Origin of the sequence: Mesorhizobium sp. RIZ17, assembly GCF_051127865.1 — a bacterium.
In the GTDB taxonomy this organism is placed as follows: Bacteria; Pseudomonadota; Alphaproteobacteria; order Rhizobiales; family Rhizobiaceae; genus Mesorhizobium; species Mesorhizobium humile.
Map to the genome: position 1 here is coordinate 6,355,454 of NZ_CP147861.1, position 12,029 is coordinate 6,367,482.

Sequence of the window (12,029 nt, forward strand, 5' to 3'; positions counted from 1 at the left end):
GTCTCTGCACCCGCCAACCAAACCATCCCGCAATGACAGCCTATCTCGTGAAGCGCCTGATCATTGCGGCCCTCACCCTGGTGCTGGCCTCGATCGTGGTGTTCGCGGTTATGGAGATCCTGCCCGGCGACCCGGCGCGCCTGATGCTGGGCATGAATGCCAGCGCCGAGCAGGTCGAAGTGTTGCGCGACCAGATGGGGCTGAACGCGCCGTTGGTGCTGCGCTATCTCCACTGGGCGGCGGGCTTGCTCAGCCTCGATTTCGGCCGCTCCTACACCTATTCGGTGCCGGTCATCGACCTGGTGCGTGAACGCGTCGTGGTCTCACTGCCGCTGGCGCTGATCGCGCTGGCGCTCTCGACCATCATCGCCATTCCGGTCGGCGTCTTCTCCGCCAGCCGCCAGGGCCGGGTGAGCGACACGCTTTCCATGGGCGCCGCCCAGCTCGGCGTCGCCGTGCCGAATTTCTGGTTCGCGCTGATGCTGATCTATCTGTTCGCCGTCTGGCTGCGGCTGGTTCCGGCCGGCGGTTTCCCGGGTTGGAGCGCCGGTATCTGGACGGCGCTGAAATCCCTGATCCTGCCCGCCATTGCCCTCGCCCTGCCGCAGGCGGCGATCCTGGCGCGCGTCGCCCGCTCGGCGCTCATCGAGGTGCTGAACGAAGACTATATCCGCACCGCCCGCGCCAAGGGCCTGCCCTACCGCGCAGTTCTGTGGCGCCATGCGCTGCGCAACGCCATGATCCCGGTGCTTACCATCCTCGGCCTGCAATTCGCCTTCCTGCTCGCCGGCACCATCATCATCGAGAATGTCTTTTACCTGCCTGGCCTCGGCCGGTTGATCTTCCAGGCCATCACCCAGCGTGACCTGATCGTCGTCGAGAGCATCGTCATGCTGCTGGTCGCCGCCGTGATCCTGATCAACCTCGTTGTCGACTTCTCCTACGCCATCGTTGACCCCCGCCTCAGGAGCCGGCAATGACCATGCGCGTCGACCTGCCCGAAGAGACCATTGCCGGCGTGCTGGCCAAGGCCTTCGGCAACCGCTCCTTCCTGATCGGGCTCATCATCACGCTGCTGGTCGTGGCCGTCGCGCTCCTCTCCTTCCTGTGGACGCCCTTTGACGTCACCAGGCTGGTGATCGCCGACAAGACGCAGCCGCCCTCCTGGGTACACTGGTTCGGCACCGACCATTTCGGCCGCGACATCCTGTCGATGATCATGGTCGGCGCCCGCAATTCGATCGCAGTCGCGCTGGTCGCGGTCGGCATCGGCATGGGCATCGGCGTGCCGCTCGGCGCCTTCGCCGCCGCGCGCGGCGGAATGGCCGACGAGGCGCTGATGCGCGTCAACGATCTCGTCTTCGCCTTTCCGGCTCTGCTTTCGGCGATCATGATCACGGCGATCTTCGGCCCTGGCGCCGTCAACGCCATCATCGCCATCGGCATCTTCAACATCCCGGTCTTCGCCCGCATCGCCCGCGCCGGCGCTTTAGCCATCTGGCCGCGCGAGTTCATCCTTGCCGCGCGTGCCGCGGGCAAGGGCATGACGCGCATCAGCGTCGAGCACATCCTGCCCAACGTCGCGACGCTGCTGCTTGTCCAGGGCACGATCCAGTTCGCGCTGGGCATCCTCGCCGAAGCCGGGCTTTCCTATGTCGGCCTTGGCGCCCAGCCGCCGATGCCGAGCTGGGGCCGCATGCTGTTCGACGCGCAGACCCGCATGGTGACGGCGCCCTGGATGGCGATCTTTCCCGGCATGGCCATCGTCGTCACCGTGCTTGGTCTGAACCTGCTCGGCGACGGCATCGCCGACATCCTCGATCCAAAATCGCGGCGGCGCAGATGAGCCTGCTCGAGATCGAGAACCTGTCGCTGACGATCGGCGCCACACCGATCCTCAAAGGCGTCGAGCTGACCATCGCGCCAGGCGAGGTGGTCGGCCTGGTCGGCGAATCCGGCTCCGGCAAGTCGATGACGGCGCTGACGATCATGCGGCTTTTGCCGCATCTGGCTCGTGCCGACGGCCGCGTCGCCTTCAACGGCATCGACATCCTTGCCGCGAGCGAGGACCAGATGTGCGCCTTGCGCGGCGACGATATCGGCATGGTCTTCCAGGAGCCGATGACCGCGCTCAATCCGGTCAAGACCATCGGCGAGCAGGTCGCCGAAGGCATCCGCTGGCACACCAAGGCCGGCCGCGCCGAGGCCGAGGACCGCGCCCGAAAAATCCTCGACCGCGTCGGGCTGCCCGAGGCCAAATTCCCGCTGTCGCGCTACCCGCATGAACTGTCCGGCGGTCAGCGCCAGCGCGTCGTCATCGCCATCGCCTGCGCGCTGAAGCCGAAATTGCTCATCGCCGACGAGCCGACGACGGCGCTCGACGTGGTGCTGCAGGCGCAGATCCTCGATCTTTTGCGCGATCTCGTGCGCGAGAACCGCATGGGGCTGCTGCTCATCTCGCACGACCTCGCGGTGGTGACCGAGATGGCCGATCGGCTCACCATCCTGCGCCGCGGCGAGGTGACGGAGGCCGGCGACACCGCGCGCACGTTGTCGGAGCAACAGCATCCCTACACGCGCGAGCTGGCGCTGGCCTCCATGCACGTGCCGGCGCGCCCGAAACCGCACCTTGCCGGCTCGGCAAAACCTCTGCTCGAAGTCGATGGCGTCGGCCGGGATTATCCGGGACGGCGCATATCCTTGTTCCGGCCGGCGCAACCGATCCGCGCCGTCGACGATGTCTCGCTCACCATCGAGCCCGCGCAATCGGTGGCGCTGGTCGGCCGCTCGGGCTGCGGAAAGTCCACGCTTGCCCGCATGATCCTGGCGCTCGACAAACCGACGGCGGGCACGATCCGCTTTCGCGGCGAGCCCATCACGGGCAAGCCGGAAGCTGCGCTGAGGCCGGCCCGGCGCGACATGCAGGTGGTGTTCCAGGATCCCTACGGCTCCTTCGACCCGCGCCAGAAGGTGGAAAAGCTGGTGGCCGAGCCGCTGCATCTTCTCGAAAAGCAGCCGCCCCTGGCCGAGCGCCGCGAGATGGTCGCGCATGCGCTGGATGAAGTCGGTCTCGGTCCCCGCGACATGGACAAGTACCCGCATGAATTCTCGGGCGGCCAGCGCCAGCGCCTGTCGATCGCCCGCGCCATCATCACGCGGCCGAAGCTGGTGGTGGCCGACGAACCGGTCTCGGCACTGGATGTCTCGATCCGCGCCCAGATCCTCGACCTTTTCGCCGAGCTCAACCAGAAGCTCGGCATCGCCTATCTTTTCATCACCCATGACCTGACGGTCGCCCGCGCCATGGCCGACGAGGTGCTGGTCATGCATGAAGGCAAGATCGTCGAGCGCGGCCGGGCCGCCGATGTGCTCGGCCATCCGCGTTCGGAAGCGGCCCAGGCGCTGGTCTCGGCAGCGCCCGACCTTCACCGCGCCATTGCGCGGCGCATGCAGGAACAGGGGTAGACGAACAGTCTGTTTCAGCTCTCCGGCTTCACCACATCGACTGGGCGGATATCGAGCAGGTCAAGCGTGCGGCGCAGCAGCCGGACTTCGCTCTCCGCCAGCTTGGAATCGGCCTTGGCGATCTCGGCCATGTGGCGCGCAAGCAGCTTTCGCCGCTCGACATCGAGATCGCGGAACAGCGCGATCGCCTGCGAGCCGTTGGTCTCGTAGCCATAGTCGTTGAGATATTCGATGACACTTTCGATGCTGGCCTCCGGGATGCCGAAGGCTTCCTTGCAGATGTGCCGGAAGACGACCATCTCGCTCTCCGAGACCGAGCCGTCAGCCAGGATCATGCGGAACAGCATCAAAAGTTCCGCCGACAGCACCGGGTCGTCCGCCACCTTGCGCACACCCGGGTCACCGTCGAAGATCGAACGTATCTGGTCGAGCAGCGCCATCGCTATCAGCCTCCTCCGCGATTCCATCTGATTGTTAGAGCAATTCCAGGAAAAGTGTGAAGCGGTTTTCCGTCCGGAATTGCGCCAAAGCAAAGAACAGAGCGGTTCGACGTGGAACGGCGAACCGATCTGGCGTGGAATTGGTCTTGCGCAAACTGGTTGAGCGTGATGCAAGCTGCGGCTCTCCTCGCCGCGACTTGCCTGATGATCGACCTTACCCTGCAGACCATCCTCATTTTGATTGCTGCCGCCTTTGCCGCCGGCTTCGTCGACTCGATCGCCGGCGGTGGCGGGCTGATCACGATCCCGGCGCTGCTGCTCGCCGGCTTTTCGCCGGTCGCCGCGCTCGGCACCAACAAACTGCAGGGCATGTTTGGTTCCGGCTCGGCCACCATCCACTATGCCGCCAACGGCCAGGTCGACCTGCGCCGTCAGCTGCCGTCGGCGCTGCTGGCGCTTGTCGGCGGCGCGATCGGTGCATTGCTTGCGACCGTCGTTCCCGGCGATTTCCTGCGCGCCCTGCTGCCGCTGCTTCTGATCGCCATCGCGCTCTATTTCGCGCTGAAGCCGAACATGGACGACGTCGACCGCGCCGAGCGGCTGTCGCCTTTCCTGTTCGGGCTGATCATCCCGCCGCTGGTCGGCTTCTATGACGGCGTCTTCGGCCCCGGCGCCGGCTCCTTCTACATGCTCGCCTTCGTCACCCTTGCCGGCTATGGCGTGCTCAAGGCGACGGCGCATACCAAGCTGCTCAATTTCGCTTCCAACATCGGCGGCTTCATCGTCTTTGCCGCCGTCGGCGTCATCGATTGGAAGATCGGCCTGATGATGGGCGTGGCGCAATTCCTTGGCGCCCGCGTCGGCGCCAGCCTTGCCATCCGGATCGGCGCAAAGCTGATCAAGCCGCTGCTGGTGGTCGTCTGCCTGGCGCTCGCCGCGAAGTTGCTGGCCGACCCGGCCAATCCCCTGCGCCAGCTCATTGGTGTCTGAGGCTCCTGCTGATACTATCGGGGTGTGCGAATCATGTTGGAGGGACGGACATGAATCTCAGTGCACCTACCCAGATCGTGTTCATTATTTCATTGGTCATCGCCATCATCGGCCTTCTCGCCGCTCTTGGCGTTCTTGCATTCATTCCGCTTGCGTCTGTTTGGATCATGCTCATCGCCTATATCGTGCTCGCCGCCGGCTGCCTGATGCGCGGCGCCTAAAGCAATTCCAGGAAAAGTGTGTGCGTTTAGGCTCGGCGACCTCGCCGTAGCCTTCCGTCCGGAAGTGCGTTAACCGCTAACAGCAATCTCTGGCAACTCGGAGCGCCCGGCCCTGCCGGGCGCTTTTGATTTGAGGACGCGGTCTGCTAGGCTTGCGCCAATGTCCGACGAGCCAGCGCGCCATCGACAGGATAATCGCTCTCCCGCCCTCCATTTCGAGATGGTCCGGCGCAAGCCCGCCGCGTCGCTTGCAGGCATCGTCACGGACATCTGCGGCTATCGGGAGACTTGCTCTGGCCATTTCCGCATCGTCGAATACGCCTCGCTGACCGTGCCGCTGGTGATCAGCTTTGCCGAAGCCTTCGCCATCGGACTCGGCCACACACCGGGCGACAACGATCGTTACGCCAGCTTCGCCGCCGGCCTCTATGCCGGTCCAGTCATGATCGAATCCTTCGGCGGCGCCTGCTGCGTCCAGGTCAATTTCACGCCGCTTGGCGCCAGGCAATTCTTCGGCCTGCCGATGAGCGAGTTGCGGGACCGCATGATCGGGTTGGACGACGCGCTGGGTTTTGACGGCGTCGCTCTGCGCGAACAACTCGGCGAGGCGTCGGGTTGGGACGCGCGCTTCGACATTGCCGAGGATTTCATCGCTGGGCGTCTTGCCGAAGCGAATGGGCTTTCGCCCGAAATCGCCTGGGCCTACAGGACGGTCATAGAGTCGGGCGGCCGCACCCGAATTTCGACGCTAGCCGGCGAGGTCGGCTGGAGCCGCAAGCATCTGGCGGCCAAATTCACCGACGCGATCGGCATCGGCCCGAAGACCTTGTCACGCATCGTGCGCTTCAATCGCGCGCTTTCGCTGTCGAAGCAGCAGGACGATGACTGGGCCGGCATCGCCGCCGACTGCGGCTACGCCGATCAGGCGCATCTGGTGCGCGAATTTCGCCAGCTTGCCGGCGAAACGCCGACGGCGCTCGCAGCGTCGATGTAGGCGCCGGCGCGGTAACATTTCTTCAAGACGGGGAAACTGCCTTCGCACAGACTGGCATTTATCAACCGGCACAGGGAGATTGTCATGCCGACAGCAAACGAAGCACCCCGTCTCTATCCGGCCCTGCGTTACAGGAACGCCGCCAAGATGATCGACTGGCTAAGCGAGGCCTTCGGCTTCGAACTGCGCGCCCGCTACGGCGAAGGCGACACAATCCACCACGCCGAGCTGACCTTCGGTTCCTCGATGATCATGTTGGGCAGCGCGCGCGACGACGATTACGGCAAGATGGTCGGTGATCCAGGCGGGGGCGGCGGCAAGTCGATCTACATCGCCGTCGATGACGCCGATGCCGCCTACGCCAAGGCGAAGACGGCCGGTGCCAGGATCATCCAGGAACTGGTCGACCGCGACTATGGCAGCCGCGAGTTCATCTGCCTCGACCCGGAAGGCAATGTCTGGTCCTTCGGCACCTATTGGCCGAAGGCGGGAGAGAAGGCGTAGGACGTCTCGCCGACGTTGGGGATTGGCGACAGCGTCTCAACTTCGTCATCCACGGGCGAAGCAAGGAGCGAAGCGACGCGCGCAGACCCGAGGATCCATGCCGTTACTTTCGCCGAGGGACGCAGCGGAGCAAAATTCTGCACCGTTGCTGCGCCTTAAAGCATGTCTCCCGAAAGTGGGAACCGGTTTCGGGATAAAGACATGCGTAAAATCAAAAACCTAAAGCGCATGGAGCGAATCTGAAAGATCGCGACGCGCTTTAACGTCACGGAATGATTCTATGGTCTGCGCGCGTCGCTTCGCTCCTTGCTTCGCCATAGAATGACGATCCGATGAGCGTTTTCGCCAATCTCAGACGTTGGTGAGAGGCCTATCGCGCCAATCCGAAAATCGCATCGCAGTCGAGATGCTTCTCCAGCTCGGCCGCGACCTCGTCCAGCGCCTTCTCGACGTCCGCACGATAATCGATGCCGCCTCCCCTGACGCCAAGGCTCTCAAGGTAGGCGGCGCGAAAAGCGTCGGCGGCAAACAGCCCGTGCAGATAGGTGCCGATCACCTTGCCGTCGGCGGAAACGGCGCCGTCCTCGACGCCGTTGAGGATCGCCGACGGCCGCGCCGTGTCCGGGCCGGTGGTGCGGCCGAGATGTATCTCGTAGCCCTCGAGCGGCAGGCCGAATTGCAGCGAATGCGCGCTTGAATTGCGCACGGTCTTTTCCGGCTCCATCACCGTTTCGATGTCGAGCAGGCCGAGACCCTCGGCCTCGGTGACGCTGCCTTCGATGCCATCGGGATCGCGCACGATGCGGCCAAGCATCTGGTAGCCGCCGCAGATGCCGACGACATGCCCGCCGCGCTTGCGGTGCGCAAGAAGGTCGCGATCCCAACCGTTCTCGCGGAATTTGATGAGATCGCCGATGGTCGATTTCGAACCGGGGATGACCACCAGCCCGGCATCTTCCGGCAGCTTCTTGCCGGGCGGCACGAACACAACCTCGACCTGCGGCTCTGCCTTGAGCGGATCGAGATCGTCGAAATTGGCAATGCGCGCCAGCATCGGCACCGCCACCTTCAGCGCCCGTTTCCCGCCGGATGCGAGGCGCTCTAGCACGACGGAATCCTCCGAAGGCAGCCGGCCGGCCGCCTTCAGCCACGGCACGACGCCGAAGCAGCGCCAGCCGGTGAATTTTTCGATCGCGCCTATCCCGTCGTCGAACAAGGAGACGTCGCCGCGGAACTTGTTGATGAGATAGCCGGCGATCATGCGCCGGTCTTCCTCCGGCAGGATGAGATGCGTGCCGGCCACGGAAGCGATGACGCCGCCGCGATCGATGTCGCCGACCAGGATCACCGGCACATTGGCGCGCGTCGCAAAACCCATATTGGCGATGTCGCGGCTCCTGAGATTGATCTCGGCCGGCGAGCCGGCGCCCTCGACGATGACGAGGTCGGCGCCCTCGCCGACCTTGTCCCAGGAATCGAGCACCGCGTCCATCAGTCCGGCCTTCATCGCCTGGTAGTCGCGCGCCCGCGCCTCGCCATAGACCTTGCCCTGCACCACCACTTGCGAGCCGATATCGCTCTGCGGCTTGAGCAGCACCGGGTTCATATGGACGGTCGGCCGCACGCCGCAGGCCAGCGCCTGCAGCCATTGCCCGCGGCCGATCTCACCCTCGCCGGCCCTGTTGTCGTCGGGGATGTCGGCGACGGCCGCGTTGTTCGACATGTTCTGCGGCTTGAACGGCCTGACCTTCAGCCCACGATTTCTCGCGGCGCGGCAAAGCCCCGCGACCAGCACCGTCTTGCCGACATCGGAGCCGGTGCCCTGCAGCATGATCGCCTTGGCCATCAGCCCCTGCCCCTCAAGTCGTTCAACGAGCCGATCGTCGATTTCTGCGCCAGTGGCCCGCCGCGCCAGAGATAGAGCGCCATCAGCGGCTCCTTGCCGGTGCGCATGGCGTGGCTGACATTGGAGGCGTGGTGAATGACCTCGCCGGCCTCGCGGACATGGAAATCGCCCTCGCCCATGCGCCATTCCGTGCCGCCGGTCAGTGGGATGTAGATTTCCTCGGCGATGTGGTGATGGTCGGGATAGACGATGTCCGGCCCGAGGACCAGCAATCCGGCGGCGACCGCGTCATTGACGAAATGCCCGCGCGTGCCGAACACTTCCAGCCAACCGTAATTGTCGATGAAGGTTTGCCCGAAATCGGCCGCTGTATAGGTCTGTCCCCAGCGCAACGCGCCCCGATGGTCGGCAACGAAATGCGCCAGCGGCTTGGCGTCGGCCGGTGCAAGCTCGGCGATGCGATCGAGATGGCCAAGGCAGCCAAGCGCGCGCGGTTCGAGCGCACGGACCGGCATGTCCCAGCCGATGCGCGCGATCTCGTCCGCGACCCGGTTGCTGTCGACGCCGGCGAGATAGCCGCGGAATCGATCCAGCAACTCTTCGAAAATTGTCGGCACGCAAGAGCTCCGTTAGTCATTCCGTGCACAGCCGGTTCTCAACGGCCCGGGTTGCGCGGCGGCATCATTGGTCTAGATTGAACGGCGCGCAAAGCCAAAAACGACAGGCCAGAAGGCCTGAAACGACAGGGAGCACGCCATGGACGCGGCAGTCGATGCGGGCACTGGCCAATTCGAACTCAACGAGGAACAGCGCGCCATCCAGGAGATGGCCCAGGCCTTCGCGGCGGACCGCGTCGCGCCCAATGCGCTCGACTGGGACAAGGCAAAGCACTTCCCCGCCGACGTGATCCGCGAGACCGGGCCGCTTGGCCTTGGCGGCATCTATGTGCGCGACGACGTCGGCGGCTCGGCGCTTGGACGGCTCGATGCGGTGCTGATTTTCGAGGCGCTCGCCCACGCCGACCCGGCCTTCTCCTCCTTCATTTCCATCCACAACATGGCGGCCTCGATGATCGACCGCTTCGGCAGCGAAGAGCAGCGCCAGCGCTTCCTGCCGAAACTGACCTCGATGGAATGGCTGGCGAGCTATTGCCTGACCGAGCCTGGCTCGGGCTCGGATGCGGCTGCGCTGAAGACGCGCGCGGTGAAGAGCGGCGGCGACTACGTGCTCAACGGCGCCAAGCAGTTCATCTCCGGAGCCGGCGACAGCGACCTCTATGTCGTGATGGCGCGCACCGGCGGCGACGGCCCGAAAGGCATTTCGACCTTCGTCGTGCCCAAGGATGCACCCGGTCTCTCCTTCGGCGCCAACGAGCACAAGATGGGCTGGCACATGCAGTCGACCCGCCAGGTCATCTTCGAGGATTGCAAGGTGCCGGCCGAGAACCTGCTCGCCACCGAAGGCGCCGGCTTCGGCATCGCCATGGCCGGGCTCGACGGCGGCCGGCTCAACATCGCCGCCTGTTCGCTGGGCGGGGCGCAGTCGGCGCTCGACAAGGCGCTTGCCTATACGGGTGAGCGCAAGGCCTTCGGCTCCAAGATCAACCAGTTCCAGGCGCTGCAGTTCAGGCTGGCCGACATGGAGACGGAACTGCAGGCGGCCCGCATCTTCCTCTACGCAGCCGCTTCCAAGCTCGACCGCAAGGCGCCGGATGCCGGCAAATGGTCTGCGATGGCCAAGCGCTTCGTCACCGATATCGGCTTCGACATCGCCAACCAGGCGCTGCAGCTGCATGGCGGCTACGGCTATCTGCACGATTACGGCATCGAGAAGCTGGTGCGGGATCTCCGCGTCCATCAGATCCTCGAAGGCACCAACGAGATCATGCGCGTCATCATTGCGCGGGCGATGATTGGTAGGCAGTAGGCAGTAGGCAGTAGGCAGTAGGCAGTAGGCAGTAGGGAAAGATGTCCGGCAAGATCAACTCGTACAAGGATTTGATCGTCTGGCAGCAAGCCATGGATTTGGCTGTCGCTACCTACTCATTGACCAAGGCATGGCCAAAAGAAGAATTGTATGGGTTGACCAGCCAAATTCGCCGCTCGGCCACATCTATCCCCGCAAACATTGCGGAGGGTTACGGCCGAGACAACACCGGCTCTTATCAGCAGTTTCTCAGAATAGCACAGGGCTCTCTGAAGGAGGTCGAGACGCACCTCCAGATCGCAGAACGCATCGGCCTGGCCACTCGTGATGAGGTTCATCACATGCTGTCAGCCACAGAAGCCATCGGAAAAATGCTTCGCCAGCTTATTATCAAGCTCGCACCTGAATAAACCCCCTACTGCCTACTGCCTACTGCCTACTGCCTACTGCCTACTGCCTACTGCCTACTGCCTACTGAAATTACGGAGCATCACTATGACAACCATCGCCTTCATCGGCCTCGGCAACATGGGCAATCCAATGGCCGCCAATTTGGTGAAGGCAGGCCATGCTGTGCTGGGCTTCGATCTCGTTCCGGAGAACCTCGCGACCGCCAAGGAGCATGGCATTACCGTCATGGCGAACGCTGTCGCCGCCGTTAAAGACGCCGATGTCGTCATCACCATGCTGCCAGCCGGCAAGCATGTGCTGTCGGTTTACGAGGACATCGCGCCCAAGGCAAAGAAAGGCGCGCTGTTCATTGATTCCTCGACCATCGATGTCGAATCGGCGCGCAAGGCGCATGCGATTGCCGCGAAGCATGGCCTGCCCTCCATCGACGCCCCGGTCTCCGGCGGCACCGGCGGCGCCACGGCCGGCACCCTCACTTTCATGGCCGGCGGCTCCGATGAGGCCTTCGCCGCCGCCGAACCGATCCTGAAGCCGATGGCCGGGCGCGTCGTTCATTGCGGCGGCGACGGTGCGGGCCAGGCAGCCAAGATCTGCAACAACATGATTCTCGGCATCTCGATGATCGGCGTCGCCGAAGCCTTTGTGCTCGCCGAAAAGCTCGGCCTGTCGCATCAGGCGCTGTTCGACGTCGCCTCCACCTCGTCGGGCCAATGCTGGTCGCTGACCACCTATTGCCCGGTGCCCGGCCCGGTGCCGGCCTCGCCGGCCAACCGCGACTACAAGCCGGGCTTTGCCGCCGCGCTGATGCTGAAAGACCTGAAATTGTCGCAGGAAGCAGCACAAAGCGCGGGCGCCGTGACCCCGCTCGGCGCCGAAGCCGCGCAGCTCTATGCCCTGTTCAACGCGCAAGGCCATGCCGGCGCCGATTTTTCCGGCATTATTAATTTCCTGCGTGGAAATTCAGCATAAGCTATTGCTTTTAAATCGTTATTTTCGATATTTTCTGGTCAGAAGCCGGCAAATTTAGATTTGCTTAAGGTCTCGCTAACTCACCGGTAACGATGTGCCTTTAAAACGGATTGCGAGGCGGACATCGCGTCTGCCCGGCGCTCCGGATCAGGTCTCGCGTACCGGAGCCCGTAAGTTTCGCAAGTATTGTCGTCGCGAAACGCCATGCGTATCTGGCAGAGCCGCGTTCCCGTCGGGACGCGGTTTTTGCGTTTTGAGGGCGT

At 63.9% G+C, this 12,029-nt stretch carries 13 protein-coding genes; 10 read left to right on the forward strand and 3 right to left on the reverse strand.

Going from position 1 to position 12,029, the window contains the following annotated elements; genetic code table 11:
• Window positions 1–32 precede the first annotated feature (32 nt).
• From WDX12_RS31025 to WDX12_RS31035, 3 genes are read left to right on the forward strand one after another with little or no spacing between them, the layout of a single operon-like run.
• The gene (locus WDX12_RS31025) at window positions 33–980 is read left to right on the forward strand and encodes an ABC transporter permease (protein ID WP_434723182.1); all 948 of its coding nucleotides are present in this window, start codon (window positions 33–35) and stop codon (window positions 978–980) included.
• Complete coding sequence (locus WDX12_RS31030) at window positions 977–1,846, forward strand: ABC transporter permease (RefSeq protein ID WP_434723183.1); 870 nt, start codon at window positions 977–979, stop codon at window positions 1,844–1,846. Before WDX12_RS31025 ends, WDX12_RS31030 begins: the two co-directional genes overlap by 4 nt.
• Window positions 1,843–3,465 carry an ABC transporter ATP-binding protein gene (locus WDX12_RS31035; RefSeq protein ID WP_434723184.1) on the forward strand — a complete coding sequence of 541 codons (1,623 nt, stop codon included), beginning with the start codon at window positions 1,843–1,845 and terminating at the stop codon, window positions 3,463–3,465. Before WDX12_RS31030 ends, WDX12_RS31035 begins: the two co-directional genes overlap by 4 nt.
• Before the next feature lie 14 nt (window positions 3,466–3,479).
• Here the strand turns inward: WDX12_RS31035 and WDX12_RS31040 are convergent, their stop codons facing one another.
• On the reverse strand, window positions 3,480–3,911 hold the full coding sequence (locus WDX12_RS31040) for a TerB family tellurite resistance protein (protein ID WP_320295560.1): 432 nt from the start codon (window positions 3,909–3,911) through the stop codon (window positions 3,480–3,482).
• Between the two features lie 198 nt (window positions 3,912–4,109).
• Between WDX12_RS31040 and WDX12_RS31045 the strand changes: the two genes are divergently transcribed.
• The 4 genes from WDX12_RS31045 (at window position 4,110) to WDX12_RS31060 (ending at window position 6,614) form a co-directional block, all read left to right on the forward strand.
• The gene (locus tag WDX12_RS31045; RefSeq protein ID WP_434723185.1) at window positions 4,110–4,895 is read left to right on the forward strand and encodes a TSUP family transporter; all 786 of its coding nucleotides are present in this window, start codon (window positions 4,110–4,112) and stop codon (window positions 4,893–4,895) included.
• Window positions 4,896–4,945: 50 nt separating this feature from the next.
• On the forward strand, window positions 4,946–5,116 hold the full coding sequence (locus WDX12_RS31050; protein WP_112127440.1) for a hypothetical protein: 171 nt from the start codon (window positions 4,946–4,948) through the stop codon (window positions 5,114–5,116).
• A 160-nt stretch (window positions 5,117–5,276) separates the two neighbouring features.
• Entirely contained in the window at window positions 5,277–6,110 is an 834-nt protein-coding gene (locus WDX12_RS31055) for a helix-turn-helix domain-containing protein (protein ID WP_434723186.1), read from the forward strand.
• A gap of 84 nt (window positions 6,111–6,194) precedes the next feature.
• A complete protein-coding gene (locus tag WDX12_RS31060) occupies window positions 6,195–6,614 on the forward strand; it encodes a VOC family protein (protein WP_434723187.1) in 420 nt (139 codons plus the stop codon).
• Between the two features lie 370 nt (window positions 6,615–6,984).
• Here WDX12_RS31060 and WDX12_RS31065 read toward each other — a convergent pair whose 3' ends face one another.
• Together WDX12_RS31065 and WDX12_RS31070 are read right to left on the reverse strand one after the other, a co-directional pair.
• Window positions 6,985–8,460: a cobyric acid synthase gene (locus WDX12_RS31065; RefSeq protein ID WP_434723188.1), complete on the reverse strand. Its 1,476-nt coding sequence runs from the start codon at window positions 8,458–8,460 to the stop codon at window positions 6,985–6,987.
• A complete protein-coding gene (locus tag WDX12_RS31070) occupies window positions 8,460–9,077 on the reverse strand; it encodes a dimethylsulfonioproprionate lyase family protein (RefSeq protein ID WP_434723189.1) in 618 nt (205 codons plus the stop codon). Before WDX12_RS31070 ends, WDX12_RS31065 begins: the two co-directional genes overlap by 1 nt.
• Window positions 9,078–9,216: 139 nt before the next feature.
• Between WDX12_RS31070 and WDX12_RS31075 the strand changes: the two genes are divergently transcribed.
• The 3 genes from WDX12_RS31075 (at window position 9,217) to mmsB (ending at window position 11,766) form a co-directional block, all read left to right on the forward strand.
• Window positions 9,217–10,386: an isobutyryl-CoA dehydrogenase gene (locus tag WDX12_RS31075; RefSeq protein ID WP_320295340.1), complete on the forward strand. Its 1,170-nt coding sequence runs from the start codon at window positions 9,217–9,219 to the stop codon at window positions 10,384–10,386.
• A 41-nt stretch (window positions 10,387–10,427) separates the two neighbouring features.
• A complete protein-coding gene (locus WDX12_RS31080) occupies window positions 10,428–10,796 on the forward strand; it encodes a four helix bundle protein (RefSeq protein ID WP_320295339.1) in 369 nt (122 codons plus the stop codon).
• Between the two features lie 85 nt (window positions 10,797–10,881).
• Window positions 10,882–11,766, forward strand: coding sequence for a 3-hydroxyisobutyrate dehydrogenase (gene mmsB / locus WDX12_RS31085; RefSeq protein ID WP_434723190.1), 885 nt, complete (start codon window positions 10,882–10,884; stop codon window positions 11,764–11,766).
• Window positions 11,767–12,029: the final 263 nt, after the last annotated feature.

Coding starts and splice junctions, on each gene's coding strand:
- WDX12_RS31025 (WP_434723182.1), top strand. CDS start 33: ATGACAGCCTATCTCGTGAAGCGCCTGATCATTGCGGCCCTCACCCTG.
- WDX12_RS31030 (WP_434723183.1), top strand. CDS start 977: ATGACCATGCGCGTCGACCTGCCCGAAGAGACCATTGCCGGCGTGCTG.
- WDX12_RS31035 (WP_434723184.1), top strand. CDS start 1,843: ATGAGCCTGCTCGAGATCGAGAACCTGTCGCTGACGATCGGCGCCACA.
- WDX12_RS31045 (WP_434723185.1), top strand. CDS start 4,110: ATGATCGACCTTACCCTGCAGACCATCCTCATTTTGATTGCTGCCGCC.
- WDX12_RS31050 (WP_112127440.1), top strand. CDS start 4,946: ATGAATCTCAGTGCACCTACCCAGATCGTGTTCATTATTTCATTGGTC.
- WDX12_RS31055 (WP_434723186.1), top strand. CDS start 5,277: ATGTCCGACGAGCCAGCGCGCCATCGACAGGATAATCGCTCTCCCGCC.
- WDX12_RS31060 (WP_434723187.1), top strand. CDS start 6,195: ATGCCGACAGCAAACGAAGCACCCCGTCTCTATCCGGCCCTGCGTTAC.
- WDX12_RS31065 (WP_434723188.1), bottom strand. CDS start 8,460: ATGGCCAAGGCGATCATGCTGCAGGGCACCGGCTCCGATGTCGGCAAG.
- WDX12_RS31075 (WP_320295340.1), top strand. CDS start 9,217: ATGGACGCGGCAGTCGATGCGGGCACTGGCCAATTCGAACTCAACGAG.
- WDX12_RS31080 (WP_320295339.1), top strand. CDS start 10,428: ATGTCCGGCAAGATCAACTCGTACAAGGATTTGATCGTCTGGCAGCAA.
- mmsB (WP_434723190.1), top strand. CDS start 10,882: ATGACAACCATCGCCTTCATCGGCCTCGGCAACATGGGCAATCCAATG.